Origin of the sequence: Chlamydia avium 10DC88, assembly GCF_000583875.1 — a bacterium.
In the GTDB taxonomy this organism is placed as follows: Bacteria; Chlamydiota; Chlamydiia; order Chlamydiales; family Chlamydiaceae; genus Chlamydia; species Chlamydia avium.
The window spans coordinates 729158-748881 of record NZ_CP006571.1 but is presented as its reverse complement, the minus strand read 5'-3'; the positions used below and the strand labels follow the sequence as shown (position 1 = coordinate 748881).

The window sequence follows — 19724 nt, the reverse complement described above, 5'->3', positions numbered from 1 at the left end:
TTAGCCTTGCGTTCCTATCTCTTAGTGTTAGAATACTTGTTATTCTTGATCTTTTCGATGATTTTTCTACGATGAATTATTGCTAATAGCTGACCCTGGCGCTCTTGCAGGTGTTTACAGCAGATTTGGCGATGTTTATAAATAGATGCTTGTAATGTTTGCAAGTGTTCTAAGAGAGAAGTTTGATGTTCAGTATTATTACGATATAAAAATTGCTCTTTCCTGATGTTGGCAATCAGCATCATATGTTCTTTAATCTGAGTAAGTTGTTGAGATAGATAATATTTTTTGTTTTTTAAGTATTGTATTTTCGATGCAAAATCGCAAATTTCTCTTTTTAATAATGCTGACAGGCAAGTGAGTTTTCTATTCAATATTTCCTAAATCCTCTAGCTCTTTTAATGTGTTTTCTAGTTGATAGTAACTTGATAAAGGTTGGGATAGGAAATTTTTTATACTAGGAAGGATTTTAATTGCTTCATCTAAGTCTTTATCTTGTCCTGGGACATAAGCTCCTAATTGGATGATATCTAAGGCCTCATGATATGTTTTTAATAATGCACGGAGTTTCTCTGCAGCCGCATAGTGATGAGGTAAAGAGAGTTTTTTTGCAGATCTAGATAAGCTAGATAAAATGTCAATGGGTGGAGATGAAAAAGCTTTTCCGTGGTCGGTGAGGAAGAAATGCCCATCTAAGAGAGATTTTAAATAATCAGTGAAAATATCAGGATGGTCTGAGTAATGTAAGATTGCATACAATGCGGTGATAGATCCACGATCATTATTTCCTGCACGCTCTGTGAATTCTGACACATGGTAAAATACTGAGGCTGCATAATGGTGGGCGGTTAACGTTTCTCCTGTTGCTAGAGCTACTTCTTGTAGGGCTGCAATCCATCTTGATAAAGAATCCATAATAAATAATACGTCATTCCCCTGGTCTCGAAAATATTCAGCTATTGTCATTGCCGCACGCCCAGCAATTACTTTCGTAGGTGCTGTTTCATGCGCAGGAGAGGTTAGGATAATTGTTCGCTGCTGCTTTAATCCTAACGAATGTTGTTCTATATATTCACGGACTTCCTTACCTCTTTCACCAATAAGTGCAATTACATTAATAGTAGATTGGGATCCTGTAGCTATCGCAGATAATAAAGAAGATTTTCCGCTCCCAGGTTCTGAGAATACTCCGATACGCTGTCCTTTTCCCAAGGTTAAAAAAGCATCAATTGCTTTAATTCCTGTAGGAAAAATTTCTTGCACAGGCTTACGTGATAAAGGAGGAGGAGGAGAGGAAATTAGTGGTTGAATACGTGTTTTTGGAAGGTTACCTTTATTATCTAAAGGATTCCCAAAAGCATCAATAACTCTTCCTAGTAGACTATCAGAAAGATGCAAAGAAGGAGGGCGACGTAGAGGAATGACTTCTGTCCCTATGGCAACATGGTGCATAGGAGATAGAGACATAAGTAAGGTGGTTTGGTTATGAAAACCAATCACTTCTGCTAGGAGATTCGGGTATTTCTGCGATTGGATTTGGCATAGTTCTCCCAAACAGGCAGACAAGCCTTGAGCTTCTAGGAGGTTCCCAGATACTTTAGACAGAAGCCCACATGTGCGGTAGGGTTGCCAATAATGGAGTTGAATTTTTTCGTAATCTAAGTTTGTCATGCTGTTAAAACAGAAAGCAGGTGATCTAGTTCTTCTCCAATTTCTTGTCTTAAGATTCCTGAGGGAATTTCAATTTTATATCCTGATTTTTTGCAGGACATGTCGGGTAAAAACTCTGCATGTTTGATGATAGGGATTTCATGTGTAGCTAGCCAATCGATGAGTTTTTTGTGGTCATCAGGATGGAGAAAAATCTTCACGGGAGATAGCGACTTTAGTGTTATATGTTGCTGTAAGGCAGAGGAAATGAGTAAAGCAAGTTCCTCACTATTATCTAATTTTCTATAGAGGAATTTTTCACAAGTCAGAATAGCAAGTTCAATGAGTTCTGTTTTAAGTTGTTTAGGGATTTTCTCTATTTCTGCAAGCATATGTAGAGACAATTTTCGGAAGATTTGTATTAGAGATAGCAATTCTTGAGGAGATTTGTTATGATCTGAGCTTTCTCCTTCTGGGAAAGCTTCATGAAAGTCTTTTTCCCAATGGCTATCTGTAGATGTGTTTTCGATGTTGGATAACGAACCAGAGGATGGAGACAGTATCACGGACATACCTAATTCTTAATATTTATATAATTTCATTATTTTATTTTTAATATCTTCGGGCAATTTATTAAGAAGTTCATTAGCTTTTTTAGGATCTAAATAAGAAAGAATAAGCCCAATTTTTTCAGGGGATTCTTTTTGTAATACCTCTACCAGCTTTGTAATATTTATTCCTTGTTTTATTTTTTTAGATTCCGCAGGGATCTTTTCGTAGGCATAAAATGCAAGGTAAAAACTTGCTAAAGCAATGATTCCCAAACTTGAAAATAAAATCAAAATGCCTATGAGGATAGTATGTAGAGGAGATTTTTTTGTGGTATTAGGGGAGAAAGGAAAAAGCTCAATAGTGATAGAGCAGAGATCTCCGCAGATTTTTTTCATATTCTCTTCAGTATGAATGAGTAGGTTGTTTTTAACTTCTTTGGAGAGCTTTTCTAGATATTTTTCATTGATTGTTAACTGTATAGTGGGATGTTGTTTTGTACGTACGTAGGTTAAGGCAAAATGTTCCTTAGGGAAAATTTTTTCTAAATATCCTTTACATGTGGCAAGTAATAGAGATGATGGCGCAATTTCTCCAGGAGAATAGGTATTTCCTAGAGTATCAGAAAGAGTGATATTTTCTTTCTTAAGGCCTGGGAAACTACTTAATAAATAATCAATTATTGATAACAAGAGTGAGGGAGAGAGTTGCTCATTTTTATGAGGAGTGAGAATAACAGATATTTGCTTTGGGGTTAGTATGTCCTCTTCAGAAGGTAAAGATAATGCAACTGTGGCACTTGCTATAGATTGAAAGGTTGTTAAATCTTTTTCTATTTGTTCTTTTTTAGCTAAAGACTCTAGGAATTTTAGATTGCCTACTTGGCTAAATTGAAACCACATTGAAGATTTTTTTTCTGGTGTTAGCTTTGTAGTAGGTGTCGAAGATGAGGAAGTTTTGTTCAAAAAGAATGCGCAACTTAAAATAGATAGAATAGCTAAAAGACTTAGAGGAGAAACCCCTAAGGACACACATTTCTTTTTTAAGAATTGAAAAAGCACAAAAATCCTCAAGACAATAATGAAATAATTATTGGATTATTAACATTTCATTATTCTTTACAAAAAATGTGAATTATTGACAATTCAGGAGCTTTAAAAGCTAATAATCTATATTAGAATGGTGTGATTGTGAAAAATCTAGAGATGCTTCATTTACTTTAATTTGTAATTCACCGTACACATAAGCACGTAATAATTCACCTATAGAATTTAGTGTAGATCCTATGGCTGAAAAGCATCCAGAGCAGTTCCCTGTATAAGAGATGGTTACTACGTTCCCTTCAAGATGTTCTATTGTTACACCACCACTATCCAAAGCTATATAAGGGGCAATCTTTTCTTCTGTTACGGAGCGTAATGTTTGTAATTTTGCTTCTAAAGATAAAGTTTCCCATTCTTCTTGAGTAAAAGGATTTGCGTTTTCAAAATCATGAGTAAGGAGAGCATTATTTAATGGCAAGGAGCCGTCTTCTACTGAAATATCCATACATTGTTGAGCAGCGACATCCAAGGCATCAATAATGCAATGGTATAGTGGAGCATAAAGTTCTGGGAGCGCAGGCACTTCCTTATGTGAACGTAATTCTGTATCTATATCATTTACCGATAGATTATATGCTTGAGCATAGGTTTTCCCTGTAACTAAATTGCATGTGGTCTCCGCTAAAACGAGAAGAAAGGGGTGACCGAAATATTGAAATTTTGCATCAAGAATCTTGCCATTAGTCTTATCCACTAGCCAATAGAAGACAACAAGGTTCCCCATGAGTCGATGCCCTTGATTCCCAATGACTAGGTGAGCATTTTTGATTTCTGCATCTTCTGTAGAAAATACCCCAGCACAATAAAACTTGTGAAATGTTTTCATGACTTTAGGTGATATGTATGTCCATGAGGCTGTGGGTTGAAAAGGAACTGTCATACGGAACTCGTTAGTGCGGGTTGTAAATGTGCGCTTCCTTCTTGAATAGCCTCGCTTAGCATGGAAAATTGTGTGTCTTTTGTTCTTTCTGTGAAGGAAAAATGTAAAGCTTCATGGCAGAGAAAAGGAGAAATCCCACAATTTTGTAGTATCTGGGAGAGAGGGGGGAAGCGTTCATAACCTATGCCAGGATAAATGCTTCTCTGATGGAGAAAAAATGCTAAGCTTTCTGCAGGAATATCGGGAAAGGTAGCGATCAAAACATTAGGAAGCTTATTTTCTAATTCAGGAAAAAGAAACTGCACATCTAAAGAAGTCGCTTGTAGTGCTTGGATAAGTTTATTACGTAGATTTATAGATGCCAACATGAGTGATGAATATGATGAAAGCCTTTCTTGACAAGCAGTTTTCATTGCAGATACTGATGCCAGACATAAAGGCCCTGATTCTTCTCTAGGTAGCCATAAGTGGAAAAATCGGCTCAGAGATTTTTTTATAAACATTCCTCCTAGGTTTCCAATTCCTCCTAAAGATATTGAGGAGAAAGTAAGAATATCCGCATTGAGCATATCAGGAGTTATGGGAGCACGTCCCAGAATATCACAAAGGTCAAGATGTAGTATCACACCACGGTCTTGGCATAGGGGTTGAAGCTCATGAATAGGTTCAATGAGTCCTGTCATACCATTAGCCGCCGATAACGAAAATAGTAAGGTCTGTGGTGTGAGGGAATCAATAAGTTGATCAGATGATATTCTTCCTGAGGAATTTACTGTTACCCAATCATAAGTTACTCCGAGACCCTGGCGATGGGAAATAGCATCGACAATATATTGTTGTTCGTGAGAAGAAACTAGCAGGTGATTTTTTCCATGAAAATAATTAAGATTTTCTAATAGCACAGCTACAATAATTGCTGTAGAGTGGGGGAAGTGGGGGACAAAATGAAAAGAATGTGTAGACTCCGAGCATCCCACAAGTTTGCGAGCAATTTCTTCCGTATCGTTAAGAAGTCTTAAAGATGATGAAGGAGTGAGAGAAAAAGGATCCGCATACAATATAAAGTCTTCTCGCACCGCTGCTGAAGGAGGAATTGCTTGCTGGTTGTTTAACCAGATAGTTCGTGATGTCGTTCGAAGCTGTGGTTTGTCCATGAATATATTAAGGGTTTACCTGTTGGTATCTCTAAAGAGAGTACCTCTTCTTCACTTAATTTTTCTATAGCCATAATTAGAGATCGCAAGGAATTCCCATGAGCAGAGACAAATACATGCTTCCCTGATTTCAGTAGTGGGAAAATATTTTTTTGAAAATAAGGAATAGTTCTTTCCCCCGTATTATAAAGACTTTCTCCATTAGGAGGAGCAACTTTGTAACTTCTCCTCCATAATCGTACTTGTTCTTCTCCAAATTGCTTTACTGTTTCTTCTTTGTTTTTCCCTTGGAGCTCCCCGTACATTCTTTCGTTTAATGCGCTAGAGCAATACAGAGGAATCATATTTTTTTCTTCATCACTATAAATCTTACTCATGAGATCATGTTGTTCGTCTTTATGGATGATGTAGGGAATTTTCTTAGAACGGTGATGAGTCATAGCAAGTAATGCAGTCATGAGACTTCTTATAAGGGAAGAAGTGAAAATATAGTCAATGGGATAATCTTGGATTATTTTCCCAGCCTGTATGGCTTCATCTATACCTTGTTGGCTGAGGGGTATATCTACCCATCCTGTAAAAAGATTTTTTTCGTTCCAAACAGATTTCCCGTGTCTTAGTAGAATAAGAAATGACATAGCTTTCCGATATAGTGAGACTAAGTATAAGCATAGAGACAAAGAAACTTTTGTCTAGAATAAAGAATATTCATGACAATATTTTTTATAATTTTAAAGAACTATAGACCTCTATACCCCATCTTAGGCAAAATATAAGCTTCGAATGGAGAAAATCATGGTTAAAGTGCGTCTTAATAAATTTTTAGCCTCCGCAGGAATCGCCTCGCGAAGGAAATGTGACGAAATCATTTTTTCAGGACATGTATTAGTGAACGGTCGTGTGGCTCCGGGGCCTTTTGTATTAATAGATGAGGAAAAGGATACTGTAAAAGTAAATGGTCACCGCGTTGGGAAAACGAAGAAAGTATATTTTATGGTACATAAGCCTTTGGGATATGTGTGTTCTTCGGAGAGAAAGTTCACAGGTTCGAAATTGGTGATTGACTTGTTTTCGCATCTTCCCTACCGAGTATTTACTGTAGGGAGATTAGATAAGGAGACATCAGGATTGCTTTTAGTAACTAATGATGGGGAATTTGCTAATAAGATAATACATCCTTCCTTTGGTATTACAAAAGAGTATTTGCTCAAGGTCAATCGTGATGTTACGGGGAAAAATCTTCAAGATTTAATGGAAGGAGCTATAATTGATGGTAAGAGGGTACGTCCGGTTTCTGTAGAGAAAGTCCGCCGTGGAACAATTAAAATTGTTGTTAATGAGGGGAAAAAACACGAGATTCGTTTATTTGCAGAGGCTGCAGGACTCCCCCTACTGGAATTAAAACGTATTCGTATAGGCAGTTTAGTTCTTGGAGGGCTCCCCTATGGGGAATACCGTGAACTTACAGATGCTGAGATTTTAGCAAATACTTCCGATTTTTGAATTTAGTTTTTTTATGCAACCGGTAGCAATACTCTTTTCCGTCGTGTTTATTAGTGTTTGTTTTGGTGCTGTTTTAGGTGCTTATTGTCAGTTATATTATCTTATTAAAACTGTATTACTGTCTTGGGTGGCTTTAAGTCGTCATGCCATTGCTAAACGACAGGCATTACTTTCCTTAGCTGCTCTCGGAGGATATCCTACAGCACGTTTATCTCAGGAAATCGCCTTCCTTACTCAATACCACAGTATTTCTTGGAAACAGTTTTTAAAATACGGGTATGATATTCTCTTTGCTTTTAAAGAAATGGAAGATACTCAGCGGGAATTGCTTCAAGAAATTCTAGATTCTTTACAAGATAGAGGCGAAAGAGAAATTATTCAATCTATAGAAGACTTTTGGGCAAATGATAATTTATTTGCTTTTGAATCTACGGCCTATGAACAAGCTGTGGAGAAGTATTTACGATACCGATCGCGACCCACATTTTGGTTAGTTTCTAAAATCTTTTGTTTTTTAGATTTGCCTGCAGTGAGTTTCTCTCGCTAATGTGTGAGGGAATGATTGGGAAATTATTGTTTGGGCATGGTAGGCTAAGATATCCCTGACTTCTTCTAAATCAATTGTATGGTTAAGGAGCATAGCTAAGGAAGTCGCTGGTTGTTGGATGATAGATAGATCTTCTGACGTGCTATTTCCGTTAATTCCTATCCCCAAAATAACTCCTAGGTACCCTTGAATAGGAAGGGTTTCACTCAGAACTCCACAGAGTTTCTTTCCATTTACTAAAATATCATTTGGCCATTTTATCATAGCCTGGGGGATTCGTAAATCGTTTAGGCAGCGGGAAACTACTTCTGTTCCTAAACGAAATAATCGACTACTATCAATATTTAACTCTGTAATGAAAAAGCATAGTGATAGGGTAATATCTTTGTTAGAAGATACCCAAGAGCGATTAAATTTTCCTTTGCCCTTTGTTTGATTTTGCGTAGAGACAATAGTAAGAGCACAGGGATTCCAAAGATGCATGAGTTGTTTTGCTGTTTCATTTGTGGATGGAGTTTCTGCTATTTCGTAATACACAATTTTCATATTTTTAAAAGTAATTCTATTCTTTTAAGATTAAGTATTATGAGAAACATTAGATATTTCAGTCATGTTGATTTTTGGGTGTTTTTTATCATTATTTTACTAATGGTAATTAGTGTAATTGTCATTTCTTCAATGGATTCATCTGCAACATTTATTATATCTTCTAAGGGGATTTTTACTAAAAAGAGCCTTATGCAAATCCGCCATTTTGCTTTAGGATGGGTAGCTTTTACAATCTGTATGTACCTGGATTACCATAAACTAAGAAATTGGGCTTGGTTTCTTTACTTTTTAATGGTTTTAAGTCTTGTAGGATTGTTTTTTGTACCTACGGTTCAAAATGTACATCGATGGTATAAGATTCCTTTCATTAACTTAAGCGTACAACCATCGGAGTACGCTAAGCTAATTGTTGTAATTATGTTGAGCTATGTTTTAGATGCACGTAAGTCAGTAATAGAATCTAAAATGACGGCAGTTCTCGCTTGTCTTGTAGTAGGACTCCCTTTTTTATTGATTTTTAAGGAACCTGATTTGGGAACAGCACTCGTTTTATGCCCTATAGCATTAGCTATTTTTTATTTAGGGAATATTCATCCTTTATTTGTTAAGATATGTTCTATTATTGCTGGCTTAGGTGTTTTTTGTTCCTTACTTATTTTTTCTGGGATTATTCCTCATGATAGGGTTAAACCCTATGCTCTAAAGATCATCAAGGAATATCAATATGAACGTTTGAGCCCATCTAATCATCACCAACGTGCTTCTTTAATTTCTATTGGCTTAGGAGGAGTCAAAGGACGTGGTTGGAAGTCGGGAGAGTTCGCAGGGAGAGGTTGGTTACCTTACGGATATACCGATTCAGTATTTTCAGCCTTAGGGGAAGAGTTCGGATTGATTGGTTTGTTTTTCACGTTATGGCTATTTTACTCATTAATTTGTTTTGGTTGTCGTACTGTTGCTGCTGCTGTGGATGATTTCGGAAGACTCCTGGCTGCCGGTATTACCGTATACATTGCTATGCATGTTTTAATTAATATCAGTATGATGTGTGGGCTCTTACCTATTACAGGAGTGCCTTTAGTTCTAGTGTCTTATGGAGGGTCTTCGGTGATCTCCACCATGGCTTCCCTAGGAATTTTACAAAGTATTTATAGTCGGAGGTTTGCCAAATATTAATTTACTTCAGTAGGCGTAGGGCATTAAGACCTACTACAATCGTACTTCCTTCATGAAGAATCACGGCAAGCCATAAAGGAATAATTCCTAGCGATGCTGGCCAAGAAACTAAGAGAATGATCAAAAGAGCTAATCCCAGATTTTGTGTGACGATTTTCCGTGTTTGTTTAGATTTTCGAATTATCCAAGGAAGAGAGGCAATATTATCATGAAGAAGAACAATATCCGCAGCCTCTATAGCAGTAGCGCTGCCTGCTTCTCCCATAGCAACACCCACTGTTGCCTGTGCTAAGGCCGGGGCATCATTTACCCCATCACCTACCATAAGAATATTTCGTTGTTCAGCAAGCTCTCGTATTTTATATAATTTGTCATCAGGGGATAAATCAGAAAATACTTCAGAAATCCCTAGGAGTTTTGCTGTGTTTTGAGCACTGATGTGGTGATCACCAGTGAGCATACTAATGGCATACCCTTCTTTTTTTAATTCTTGCACGATTTCTTTTGCGTTAGGTCGAGGCGTATCTTTAAAATAAAAAAGAGCATAATGTGAACTTAAATAAGCAAGAGAACAAATTTCTCCTCTTTGCCTTGCTAAGGCAATACGTTGTTCTATTTCTTGAATATAGCTGGAGGGGATATTGTGCAAAGCAGTATGGACTCTACCAACAAAAGCTTCTTCCCCTTGAAAAATTCCACGTACACCTTGTCCAGGAATTGTATGATATTGATCTGCAAGTCGAGGAGTAATATGTTTATTTGTTAAGAATGTAACAATGGCTTCTGCAATAGGATGAGTCGAGGATTGTTCTAAAGCTAGTATAGAAGGTAGAAAATCAGGATTATCCGGGCCAAAAGTTTCACATCTTATACAAGTAAGATTTCCTGTAGTTAATGTTCCTGTTTTATCCATAACAATAGAATTACACGATGCTAAACGATCTAACACAACGCCTCCCTTTAAGAGCACCCCGTGTTTAGCACAGGCATTGATAGCGCTTAAATACGCTATAGGAATTGCTATGATTAAAGCACATGGAGAAGCAGCAATTAAAAATGCTAGAGCACGATATAATGCACTGTGAGATCCTAAAAAAGGAATCGAAGTAAATAGGGGGAGTAAAACAGCAATGGCTATGGAAATCGTAAAAATCGTAATGGCATATTTTGAAGAATATTTATCTAAACGTTGTTGTAGCCGAGGTTTAGATTTCTGTGCTTGAATTACAAGGTTAATGATATGAGCAATTGTAGAATCGGCTCCTGTTTTTAACACACGAAGATTAAAGCTTCCTTCGAGGTTATGTGCCCCCGCAGGAACAATAGATCCTTCCTTACAGAATTTTGGTGTTTTCTCTCCCGTAAGATGCATAAGATTAATAGATGAGGATCCATGAATAATTTGTCCATCTAGGGGTACAATCTCGCCACTTTTAATGCAAATGATGTCCCCAACTTGCACTTGATTCACAGGTACTTTATGTAGATTACCCCCTTCACGAACAACCCAAGCAATTGTAGGAGCTAAATGTTTCAAAGAGGATAAAGTACTCTTTGCTTTCCCTGATACCATTTGTTCTAGAGATTCAGAAATTGCAAATAATACAAGCAGAAGAGCTCCTTCTAAAGCACCACCAATAAAAATAGAGCCAAATGCTGCCGATGTCATCAAAATATCAATATTGATAGTTTTCTTAGCAATATCATCCAAAGATGTGATTAGAGCGGGAGTCCCCGCAAGGAAGAAAGTAAAGATAATAAATAAATGGGAGATATTTTCGGCATGACACCAATAGGTAATCAAACCAAGAAGGTATGTACTCAGTGCAAGGAAAGCGGATTTTAATGATAGATTTCGACTGAGTAAGCGGTTCCCTTGAGATAACATAGGACTAGTATCCTCGGTCATTCCCGAGTCAAAAAAATTATTTAAAATTTCAGGAGAAAATGGAGAGGAAAAGAGTTGTGAAAACACAATACTACCTAGGTTATTATAATAGTTTTATGCATGTACATATTATACTGATAGACGTGATGAAAATTCCTAGTGTCCACACGACTTCAGGAATAGCATGATTCCCCAAGATTCTAGCCTTAATTAGTGAAAGTAAGCCAATCAATATTGAGGAAAGTATACCTGCCACTGTATAGCTTGCACAAAGAACCAAGGGAAGAAAACCCAGAAGCCCTAGGAAACCACCCAGCATGCGTGTCCCCCCCTGTTGTAGAGGATGAGGAAAGCTACCCATAGAAATATGGAATTCTTCACGAATCATGGTATCCAGTAGGAGTGTAGAATCAGAAGTCACATAGTCCACAATTTCCTCAAGGAGGGGGGATCTAAAACCGTGGCCTTGGTAGATGACCGCTAACTCCTGTTTTTCTTCTTCTGGATGAGCATCGATTTCTTCTTTTTCTTGAATTATGCAGCGATGTGAGAGTTCCAGGTAAGACCAGGCTTTTTTTGCTTTCAGACAGCCATGATAAAAGACATAGCCAAGACCTACGGAGATTAATAATTTAGTTTGTTGGAGTTGAGATGCAGGAATCAAAAAGATTAGTGTTCTGATAAAATATAAAAATACTCCTGTAGATAGCGCATCGCTTATTAAATGATAAGTAAAACCTTTTCTTGTGGTGTGAGGTTCTCCCATACACACACGGTGACGATCTCGAATATCTTCTAAATGCTCTTCTGGAGTGAGGTTCTTGAAGTGTGAGTAGTTCTCAGCAGACATGGATACTCCCTGATATTATTGTGTTTGCCTGAATTAGTGCTCCACAGAAAATAATCGTTCTTGATTGCCTAAGTAGGGACGTAAAACTTCAGGAATTATTATAGAACCATCTTCTTGCTGGTTATTCTCTAAAATTGCAACAAGCAAACGAGGTGTGGCTAATCCTGAACCATTAAGAGTATGAACAAAATGGAGTTTCCCGTGACTATCTTTAAAACGTGTTTCTGAACGTCGAGATTGGAAGTCTGTACATTTAGAAATAGAAGAAACTTCGTAGAAAGCATGTTGTCCTGGAAGCCAAACTTCAGCGTCAATAGTTTTAGATGCTGTAAACGACATGTCTCCAGAAGAAAGTAAGGACAAACGGTAGGGAAGTTGAAGTTCTATTAAAATTTCTTCAACAATACCTAACATTTTGCCAAAAGCTACTTCTTCTTGATCTTGGGTGGTAAAAGCAAACATTTCTACTTTGTTAAATTGATGTATACGTACCAAACCTCGTTCATTAGCTCCTGCAGCACCAGCTTCTCTACGGAAACAGGGAGTATAGGCTGCATAGTAGATAGGAAGATCTTTTTCATTAAGGATTTCTTGAGAGTGAAAACCATTTAATACCACTTCTGCAGTAGGAATGAGATAACGGTATTGTTCTCCATCTTCTACACGATAGTATTGTCCTTCGAATTTAGGTATTTGTCCTGAACCAAATAGAATATCATGTCTCACAAGTAAAGGAGGGAGCCAGAGTTGCATTCCATGAGATTGCTGTTTGTGCATTAAATATGTCAGTAAAGCCCATTCTAAAATAACACCCTGATTTTTATAAGCTACCCATCCTGATCCAGAAGTTTTTGTAGGTAGTTTAAAATCAAAAATTTGTAATTTTTGATTTAGTTCTACATGATTCTTAGGAGGGAAAGAGAATTCTGGTAAAGTACCCACGTTTTTGATTACTTGGTTCCCTGTTTTATCAGGAGATACAGGGACATCATCTTCGGGGTAGTTCGGGAGGCAGGCCATTAAGTTGTGTAAGGCAGAACTTTTCTTTTTAAGAATTTCTTCTAATTCTGATAATTCAGCAGACAACATTTCAACATCGCGCATCATTACTGTAGTATCAGCATTTTGCATTTTGCATTTATGGATTTTTCCTGAAAGAATTTTTCTTTGTGCTTGTAAAGCTTCTGCATCAGTTTTTAATTGCCGGACCTCTTTATCTAAATCAAGAATAGGGGATAAAGAAATATTAGGATCTTTTTTACGAAGACGAGCTTCGCACTTTTCGGGATCCTTGCGTATTAATTTTATATCCAACATGCTTGGTATCTCTTGTTTTAGATCCTTTATATGTTAGGCATTAGTATATGGAAGATTTCTCTGAGCAACAACTATTTTTTATGCGAAGAGCAATTGCACTTGGCGAAATGGGGAAAATTTCTGCTCCTCCAAATCCTTGGGTGGGTTGTGTAATTGTAAAGCATGGGAAGATTATAGGAGAAGGATATCATAAAGAAAAAGGTGGACCTCATGCAGAAAGCGAGGCCATACGTTCTTCTACAGTTTCTGTAAAGGGCAGCGATATGTATGTGACTTTAGAGCCATGTTGCCATTATGGAAGTACCCCTCCTTGTGTGGATTTATTAATACAATATGGGATAAAACATGTGTATGTTGCACTTATGGATCCTGATCCGCGTGTTTCAGGTAAGGGTATTGCAGCTTTACGAAAAGCAGGAATCCTTGTTTATGAGGGGTTAGGCAAAGAAGATGCTGAGCTTTCATTAAAACCTTATCTTCATCAAAGATGCTATGCATCTCCTTGGATAGTGATTAAAAGTGCCTCTACGGTAGATGGTCAGGTCGCTGATAGCTCGGGGAAATCACAATGGATTACGTGTTCAGAAGCTCGCAATGATGTAGGAAAATTACGAGCAGCTTCTCAGGCAATTATTGTAGGAGCTCAAACAGTAATTCAGGATAATCCGCGGTTGACTGCACGCACAGATTCAGGAGAATTATATTTTAGACAGCCTACGCGTATTGTATTGGATAGTTTAGGGAGGATTTCCCCCCAGGCTCGTATGTTTCATACTTCAGAAAACGCATTGTATGTTACCACAACACTTTGCCCTGAAAAGCATGTAAATAGTTTTCGAGATCGTGATATCGAAGTTTTGGTCACTCAACCTCAGAATCTCAGAGTCAATTTGTTTGAGTTACGTCAATATTTATCAAATAAAAATATTTTACAGGTTGTTGTTGAGGGAGGACCTGTATTGCAGACAGCATTTATAAAAGCAAATTTAGCGCATGCTATTATTTTATATATCGGAGGAAAAATTCTTGGAGATCAAAGAAAAACTATTTTTGGAGATTTAGGATTACAATTAGATTCTTCTAAACAACTTCTTTTAAAATCGTCAAAGATTATAGGAAATTCTTTAAGAACCCTCTGGGAGTTTGTTTAACTTAGGGACTAGGGAGAATAGATTGAAGAGAAAAGCATCTTCCAGTAGCATTTTTTCAGAGAGTTGAGTGCATTCTCTGGAGGATCTTTCATGGTAAAGCCTGATAATTTGGCAGAGGAGGGGTGCTTTGATTCTATAGAGCAAGCATTAGAAGATATTGCTGAAGGTAAGTTTGTTATTGTTGTTGATGAAGCAGATAGAGAAAATGAAGGCGATTTAGTAATCGCCGGTGAGAAAATCACCGTTGAAAAGATGACGTTTCTTCTACAACATACCACAGGTATTGTTTGTGCTGCTCTAGATAATGATCGTCTGCAGCAACTAGATATCCCTCTAATTTCTAACAATCAGTGTCGTTATAATACTCCTTTTACTTTATCAGTTGATGCTGCAAGAGGTATTACAACAGGGGTATCAGCAGCAGATAGGACGCGTACAGTTGAATTGTTATCAAGTCCTCATAGTCGTCCTGAAGATTTTGTGCGCCCTGGTCATTTTTTCCCCTTAGCAAGTGCTTCTGGCGGGGTACTAAAGAGAGCAGGACATACAGAAGCAGCTCTTGACCTCATGCGTTTATCTCATATGCAACCTTGTGGAGTCCTGGCTGAGCTTGTCAATGAAGATCATACTATGATGCGTCTGCCTCAGATTCTAGAATTTGCTAGGAAACACAACTTTTCCGTGATTTCTGTAGCAGATTTAATCGCATATCGCATGTTATCCGAAAGACTAATCAAACTAGTTTCTTCTGCGCGTTTGCCTACAGAATATGGAGAGTTCAACATTCATGTCTACGAATCTATATTGGATGGCGTGCAACACATTGCCTTGGTAAAAGGTGATATCAGAGGAAAGCAAGATGTTCTTGTTCGTGTGCATTCCGAGTGTCTTACAGGAGATATTTTGGGATCCTCTCGATGTGATTGTGGGAAGCAGTTGAAATTAGCCATGGAATTCATTTCTCGTGAAGAGCAGGGAGTTATTGTTTATCTTCGTGGGCAAGAAGGTCGAGGTATCGGCTTGGGGCATAAAGTTCGTGCTTATGCCTTACAAGACTGTGGATATGACACCGTAGATGCTAATTTAGAGTTGGGCTTCCCTGTAGATTCTAGAGAATATGGAGTGGGAGCACAGATTCTATTTGATTTGGGTTTAACAACGATCAGATTGATCACCCATAACCCTCATAAATATTATGGTTTGCAAGGATTCGGTTTAAAGATAGTTGATCGTATTGCTTTGCCCATACATATGTCGGAAGATAATGAGTGCTATTTGCGAACAAAAAAAGAACGTTTAGGACATTGGTTGGATGTCCCCTTATCATGAAATCATCGCTAGGAAGGGATATGAATGTATATAAAGGTTTCGCTTCAGCAAGAGATTTACGGATAGCTATTGTAGGTTCTTGTTTTCATGAACCAATTGCTGATACATTAGTTCTGGGGGCTCAGCAAGCATTTCTGGATTTTGGCGGTTCTCAAGATGCTTTAACAATAGTACGTGTTCCTGGAGCTTTTGAAATCCCATGTGCATTGAAGAAGCTTCTTACCTCAGGTGTCTCTTATGGAGCTCTAGTTGCTTGCGGCGTTTTAATTAAAGGAGAAACGACGCACTATGAACATATCGCAGATCAAGTAGCAGCAAGAATTAGTGAGTTATCAGTGGAGTATTGTTTGCCAATCACGTTCTCTATAATTACTGCACCCTCAAAAGAATTAGCTTGGAAACGTGCCGGAAAGAATGGAGGAACTCATTTAGGAATATCTGGAATGCAAACAGCTTTAGAAATGGCCAATCTATTTACACAAATATAAGCGTTTTCTATAAAGCAATGCTTACAGAACCATTTAAATGTACACGAACAGCAACGTTCTCTGAAAAAATATCTAGCCCACCACAAGAACCTGAAGTCTGTGAGAAATCTAAAATAGTTGCTTCATCAAGAAGATGCTTTTTAAGCATTTCTTTATGTACTTTCAAACTTTTTATAAGTAAAGACAATGCTGTAGCATAAACTTGACGCAAACGACTTTCAGGAGTCGTTGTCGCTGTCCCTTGACCAGCTTGTAGCAATCCAGAGACAAGATTGGGTAAACCACGAATAGTCAGAGGAATATGTTCTCCTTGGGCAGTATAAAAACTATTAATTAAACTTTCTGCTTCCTCAGGGGGGAGATGTTTAAAAGTTAAAGCCAAGGATGCCGCCTCTGAAGGAGATAGTTCCATCAGGGTTGCGAGACGGACTAAGACCATGTCATGTTTTGAAGAACCTTCAAAACCTAGGCGATTAGCACGATAGGTAAAATAACGAGAGAAAGCCTCTTCTATAGTAGCATGTTGTTGTAACATAGATAGAAGAGGGACAAAATTATGGTATAATTCCTGAGAACATTTCTTTTCTCCACATACGTCTAAAGCATGAAGATATAGATCTAAAATAACTAAAGGACGCTTCGTTCTCCCCGTAGCAAGAAGACGAGTATCTGGTGCCGTTGTAAGATTAAATAGAGAGTAGTAATCTGTTAGATGCCGTAGAGATAAAAATACTTCTTTCTGTTCAGGTGAAAGTCGAGAAAACGAAGGGCTGAGCTCTGGAAATGCCTGCAATACATGCAGAGCTTTGAAATAAAATGAATTAATGCAAGACTCAGAGAAATAGGGTTTGAAAATAGCAACGGCTTTTGCTGAGCATCCTATATGCCTTAAAACAATAGCGGTTTCTAAGATTTTTAAGGTGTTGTCAAAGTGTTTTGGCGCATTGAAAAAAAGAATTAATTGTTTGTGGATAGTTTGAAATTGCTTAAATGATAAGCAGTCTTCGGGAGACTGTAATTGGCAAAACTGTCCATAAGATTGCCGTGATCCTTGGATGAATAAATGTAGATAAATCAGACTACGTATAGCAATATCAAGAGTAGGAATTTTCTTTTCAAATAAAGATAGGGAATAATTCGATTTGGAGATAGAAGGAGAATTGTTTAAAGCTACAGAGGGCTCTGCAAGCCATAATAATTCGGGATACTGACGTAACTTAGCTTCTATCCATGCGTCCGAACCTATTTTTGCTTTGCTAGAGGGAGACGCTAGCATTAAAGATGAAGTTGAAGCTCCATAAGAAATAGAGGGTACACTTAAAAGACAGCATAGCAAATATACGCTCTGCATTGTAAAGATTTTTAGCATAAGGTCCCCTCGTAATCTATATTTCATTATTCAAGAGCTCAACTAAACCCCATGTTGATAACAAAATGACCAATAACAAATCAACCCGAGAAACTCAAGAGACGTTTTTGAATTTGTTTTAAAAATTAATTGAGTAATTAACTCATCTTTTCAAACATAACCGAGGTCTTGTTTATTAAAATGATGAGAAAGATTATCAATTAAATCTAGTATAGTTTATACTTAAGGAATACACACATCGTGTGTGTCCCTTTAGTATTTGATAAGAGTTTGGTAACCAGTGTTTCCTAAATATTTAAAGAATAGAGAAGTGGGTAGAGTAGAGGAGGTACTACCGTCCTCCATCGAAACACATTTCTGCGCTTCTTTAGTAGGAAATTCTATACTTTGTTCATCTAACTCATCCCATAAGTTAAATCCTGTTCCCTCAGAGTATCTAATTGAACAGGAGTTTTCTATTTCCGTATCCATATCTGCCTCTGCATCAACTTACACCGGGAGCACCCGTGCCTCCACCCTTTTTTCAGGGGAAAGGCAACCGGAGCTTGCGGAAATAGTAATGCAACTTTCTTAAAGCTCCCCAAATTACAGGGTTCCCTTTCCCCAGAGTCTTAAAGGAAGAAGCCAGTACTTAAAGAAGATACCTTCCTTAAAAAAATAAAAAGTGAGTAGCCTACAAGCGGAGAGAGCATGTTGTATTTTTTAGAAAAATTTAATAGTTGTTTTATTTCGATCGGCATTTTCCCCATAATTATATTTCTTGGCGGATTGCTAACATGGAAATTGCGATGCCTTCAGTTTACCGGTTTAAAACTTGGATTTAAACTTATGGTGAGCAATAAGCAGTCTTCTTGTGGTGAAGGGCAGGTATCTCGTTATGAGGTAGTCGCAGGCATTTTAGCTGGTAATTTCGGAACCGGAAATATTGCAGGTATGGCAGTAGCAATTGCTTGTGGAGGACCAGGAGCTTTAGTGTGGGTGTGGGTAGGAACACTTCTAGGAGCAATTGTCCAGTACTCAGGATCATTTCTAGGAGTGAAGTACCGTAAGTTTCATAATCGGGTGGGCGAGTTTATTGGCGGTCCCGCAGCTTGTTTAGCCTATGGTATGGGAAGTAAATTCCTAGCAAGCTTGTTCTGTATATTCACGATAATAACAGCATTTTCAGCAGGAAATTGTGTGCAAATCAATTGCATAGTGCCTTTATGTAGTGATAATACGTTTATCAAAATTGTCCTTGGCATACTCATAGCATTGATAGTTGTCCCCGTCCTCATCGGTGGGAATCATCGTATTTTGCGGTTCTCAGCAAAAGCGATTCCATTTATAGCAGGCTTTTATATCATCTCTTGTTTCATTATTCTTGCCCAGAATAGTGCACAAATTTTCCCCGCAGTGAAATTGATACTATCTTCTGCATTTGGAGTTAAAGCTACTGTTGCAGGACTCAGTGGCTATACACTGACACAAGTTCTTTCTACAGGGATGAGTCGAGCAATCATGGCTACAGATTGTGGCAGCGGTATGGTTTCTATTCTACAGTCAGATTCACGAAGTAATAATCCCGTTATGGACGGATTAGTTACATTATTACCTCCTCTGATTGTTTCTACTGTTTGTTCAATTACGATGTTGGTTCTTCTCGTCTCTGGGGCATATACATCAGGTCGTGAAGGAACTCTTATGGTTCTACATGCATTTACAAGTAGTCTGGGTTCTTTAGGAGGCGGTATTGTTATTATCGCTATGACCTTATTCGGCTACACAACAATACTAACTTGGTTCGCTTGCGCCGAGAAGAGTTTGGCTTATATGATCCCAGGGAAACGAGCAAATTTATGGTTAAAGTTCCTTTACGTTATGATCACTCCTTTAGGCGGAGTAATAGACATGCGTTTAATTTGGGGACTTGCAGATACAGGATTTATCGGTATGGTAGTTCTAAACTCTATCGCTTTAATTGCCCTAATAAAAGATGTGTTAGAAACAAATCAGCAAGTTTCTCTCCTTAAGTTAGAAAGAGACTGTGGAGTAGAAACTGTACAGCGCTAAATATACCAAGTGATTTCTTAGGAGGGGTTTCCCCTCCTGGAGAAGATATTGGGGGATTCTCAGAATGGAACTTAATTACTATGGTTTCTTAACTTTTTTTTAACACTAAAATCTCCTGATTTCAATTCCTTATAAAGAATATGTTATTTTGTTAAGCCTCTTAATTATA

The 19724-nt window shown here is 37.8% G+C and carries 19 protein-coding genes; 7 read left to right on the top strand and 12 right to left on the bottom strand.

Annotation, left to right across the window (positions count from 1 at the left end; all coding sequences use genetic code 11):
- Window positions 1–14 precede the first annotated feature (14 nt).
- The 7 genes from RT28_RS03310 to RT28_RS03280 form a co-directional block, all read right to left on the bottom strand.
- Entirely contained in the window at window positions 15–374 is a 360-nt protein-coding gene (locus tag RT28_RS03310; protein ID WP_020355602.1) for a hypothetical protein, read from the bottom strand.
- On the bottom strand, window positions 367–1671 hold the full coding sequence (locus RT28_RS03305) for a FliI/YscN family ATPase (RefSeq protein WP_020355601.1): 1305 nt from the start codon (window positions 1669–1671) through the stop codon (window positions 367–369). The genes RT28_RS03310 and RT28_RS03305 overlap by 8 nt, the downstream gene beginning before the upstream one ends.
- Window positions 1668–2210 (bottom strand): FliH/SctL family protein, encoded by a 543-nt coding sequence (locus RT28_RS03300; RefSeq protein WP_174362036.1) that lies wholly within the window; start codon window positions 2208–2210, stop codon window positions 1668–1670. The genes RT28_RS03305 and RT28_RS03300 overlap by 4 nt, the downstream gene beginning before the upstream one ends.
- Before the next feature lie 21 nt (window positions 2211–2231).
- Window positions 2232–3260 (bottom strand): secretory of YscJ/FliF family protein, encoded by a 1029-nt coding sequence (locus RT28_RS03295; protein ID WP_020355599.1) that lies wholly within the window; start codon window positions 3258–3260, stop codon window positions 2232–2234.
- 100 nt (window positions 3261–3360) lie between these two features.
- A complete protein-coding gene (locus RT28_RS03290; protein ID WP_038500876.1) occupies window positions 3361–4182 on the bottom strand; it encodes an iron-sulfur cluster assembly scaffold protein in 822 nt (273 codons plus the stop codon).
- Window positions 4179–5336, bottom strand: coding sequence for an aminotransferase class V-fold PLP-dependent enzyme (locus RT28_RS03285; protein WP_020359146.1), 1158 nt, complete (start codon window positions 5334–5336; stop codon window positions 4179–4181). Before RT28_RS03285 ends, RT28_RS03290 begins: the two co-directional genes overlap by 4 nt.
- Window positions 5291–5974 carry a 2,3-bisphosphoglycerate-dependent phosphoglycerate mutase gene (locus RT28_RS03280; RefSeq protein WP_020355596.1) on the bottom strand — a complete coding sequence of 228 codons (684 nt, stop codon included), beginning with the start codon at window positions 5972–5974 and terminating at the stop codon, window positions 5291–5293. The genes RT28_RS03285 and RT28_RS03280 overlap by 46 nt, the downstream gene beginning before the upstream one ends.
- A gap of 157 nt (window positions 5975–6131) precedes the next feature.
- Here RT28_RS03280 and RT28_RS03275 point away from each other — a divergent pair, with 157 nt between their 5' ends.
- A complete protein-coding gene (locus tag RT28_RS03275; protein ID WP_020355595.1) occupies window positions 6132–6839 on the top strand; it encodes a pseudouridine synthase in 708 nt (235 codons plus the stop codon).
- 13 nt (window positions 6840–6852) lie between these two features.
- Window positions 6853–7386: a hypothetical protein gene (locus RT28_RS03270; protein ID WP_035392682.1), complete on the top strand. Its 534-nt coding sequence runs from the start codon at window positions 6853–6855 to the stop codon at window positions 7384–7386.
- Here the strand turns inward: RT28_RS03270 and RT28_RS03265 are convergent.
- Window positions 7354–7932: a biotin--[acetyl-CoA-carboxylase] ligase gene (locus tag RT28_RS03265; RefSeq protein ID WP_035392681.1), complete on the bottom strand. Its 579-nt coding sequence runs from the start codon at window positions 7930–7932 to the stop codon at window positions 7354–7356. The genes RT28_RS03270 and RT28_RS03265 overlap by 33 nt on opposite strands.
- Window positions 7933–7971: 39 nt before the next feature.
- Between RT28_RS03265 and RT28_RS03260 the strand changes: the two genes are divergently transcribed.
- Window positions 7972–9111: an FtsW/RodA/SpoVE family cell cycle protein gene (locus tag RT28_RS03260; protein WP_020355592.1), complete on the top strand. Its 1140-nt coding sequence runs from the start codon at window positions 7972–7974 to the stop codon at window positions 9109–9111.
- Between the two features lies 1 nt (window position 9112).
- Here the strand turns inward: RT28_RS03260 and RT28_RS03255 are convergent, their stop codons facing one another.
- The 3 genes from RT28_RS03255 to serS are packed head-to-tail and all read right to left on the bottom strand — an operon-like array spanning window position 9113 to window position 13166.
- Window positions 9113–11086, bottom strand: a complete 1974-nt coding sequence (locus tag RT28_RS03255) for a cation-translocating P-type ATPase (RefSeq protein ID WP_020355591.1) — start codon at window positions 11084–11086, stop codon at window positions 9113–9115.
- A 16-nt stretch (window positions 11087–11102) separates the two neighbouring features.
- Window positions 11103–11849: a VIT1/CCC1 transporter family protein gene (locus RT28_RS03250; protein ID WP_038500871.1), complete on the bottom strand. Its 747-nt coding sequence runs from the start codon at window positions 11847–11849 to the stop codon at window positions 11103–11105.
- 33 nt (window positions 11850–11882) lie between these two features.
- A complete protein-coding gene (gene serS / locus RT28_RS03245; protein ID WP_020355589.1) occupies window positions 11883–13166 on the bottom strand; it encodes a serine--tRNA ligase in 1284 nt (427 codons plus the stop codon).
- 47 nt (window positions 13167–13213) lie between these two features.
- Here serS and ribD point away from each other — a divergent pair, with 47 nt between their 5' ends.
- The 3 genes from ribD (at window position 13214) to ribH (ending at window position 16134) form a co-directional block, all read left to right on the top strand.
- Complete coding sequence (ribD, locus tag RT28_RS03240; protein ID WP_038500868.1) at window positions 13214–14317, top strand: bifunctional diaminohydroxyphosphoribosylaminopyrimidine deaminase/5-amino-6-(5-phosphoribosylamino)uracil reductase RibD; 1104 nt, start codon at window positions 13214–13216, stop codon at window positions 14315–14317.
- A 90-nt stretch (window positions 14318–14407) separates the two neighbouring features.
- The gene (locus RT28_RS03235) at window positions 14408–15646 is read left to right on the top strand and encodes a bifunctional 3,4-dihydroxy-2-butanone-4-phosphate synthase/GTP cyclohydrolase II (RefSeq protein ID WP_038500865.1); all 1239 of its coding nucleotides are present in this window, start codon (window positions 14408–14410) and stop codon (window positions 15644–15646) included.
- 20 nt (window positions 15647–15666) lie between these two features.
- A complete protein-coding gene (ribH, locus tag RT28_RS03230; RefSeq protein WP_038501311.1) occupies window positions 15667–16134 on the top strand; it encodes a 6,7-dimethyl-8-ribityllumazine synthase in 468 nt (155 codons plus the stop codon).
- Between the two features lie 7 nt (window positions 16135–16141).
- Here ribH and RT28_RS03225 read toward each other — a convergent pair whose 3' ends face one another.
- Entirely contained in the window at window positions 16142–17503 is a 1362-nt protein-coding gene (locus RT28_RS03225; protein ID WP_020355584.1) for a hypothetical protein, read from the bottom strand.
- Between the two features lie 690 nt (window positions 17504–18193).
- Here RT28_RS03225 and RT28_RS03215 point away from each other — a divergent pair.
- Entirely contained in the window at window positions 18194–19555 is a 1362-nt protein-coding gene (locus RT28_RS03215; RefSeq protein WP_035392679.1) for an alanine/glycine:cation symporter family protein, read from the top strand.
- Window positions 19556–19724 lie beyond the last annotated feature (169 nt).

What these genes read in the sequence shown, in the direction of transcription:
- RT28_RS03270 (WP_035392682.1), top strand. Translation starts at nt 6,853, where the DNA reads ATGCAACCGGTAGCAATACTCTTTTCCGTCGTGTTTATTAGTGTTTGT.
- RT28_RS03235 (WP_038500865.1), top strand. Translation starts at nt 14,408, where the DNA reads ATGGTAAAGCCTGATAATTTGGCAGAGGAGGGGTGCTTTGATTCTATA.
- RT28_RS03225 (WP_020355584.1), bottom strand. Translation starts at nt 17,503, where the DNA reads ATGCTAAAAATCTTTACAATGCAGAGCGTATATTTGCTATGCTGTCTT.
- RT28_RS03250 (WP_038500871.1), bottom strand. Translation starts at nt 11,849, where the DNA reads ATGTCTGCTGAGAACTACTCACACTTCAAGAACCTCACTCCAGAAGAG.
- RT28_RS03265 (WP_035392681.1), bottom strand. Translation starts at nt 7,932, where the DNA reads ATGAAAATTGTGTATTACGAAATAGCAGAAACTCCATCCACAAATGAA.
- ribH (WP_038501311.1), top strand. Translation starts at nt 15,667, where the DNA reads ATGAATGTATATAAAGGTTTCGCTTCAGCAAGAGATTTACGGATAGCT.
- RT28_RS03275 (WP_020355595.1), top strand. Translation starts at nt 6,132, where the DNA reads ATGGTTAAAGTGCGTCTTAATAAATTTTTAGCCTCCGCAGGAATCGCC.
- RT28_RS03290 (WP_038500876.1), bottom strand. Translation starts at nt 4,182, where the DNA reads ATGACAGTTCCTTTTCAACCCACAGCCTCATGGACATACATATCACCT.
- RT28_RS03285 (WP_020359146.1), bottom strand. Translation starts at nt 5,336, where the DNA reads ATGGACAAACCACAGCTTCGAACGACATCACGAACTATCTGGTTAAAC.
- serS (WP_020355589.1), bottom strand. Translation starts at nt 13,166, where the DNA reads ATGTTGGATATAAAATTAATACGCAAGGATCCCGAAAAGTGCGAAGCT.
- RT28_RS03260 (WP_020355592.1), top strand. Translation starts at nt 7,972, where the DNA reads ATGAGAAACATTAGATATTTCAGTCATGTTGATTTTTGGGTGTTTTTT.
- RT28_RS03305 (WP_020355601.1), bottom strand. Translation starts at nt 1,671, where the DNA reads ATGACAAACTTAGATTACGAAAAAATTCAACTCCATTATTGGCAACCC.
- RT28_RS03215 (WP_035392679.1), top strand. Translation starts at nt 18,194, where the DNA reads ATGTTGTATTTTTTAGAAAAATTTAATAGTTGTTTTATTTCGATCGGC.
- RT28_RS03280 (WP_020355596.1), bottom strand. Translation starts at nt 5,974, where the DNA reads ATGTCATTTCTTATTCTACTAAGACACGGGAAATCTGTTTGGAACGAA.
- ribD (WP_038500868.1), top strand. Translation starts at nt 13,214, where the DNA reads ATGGAAGATTTCTCTGAGCAACAACTATTTTTTATGCGAAGAGCAATT.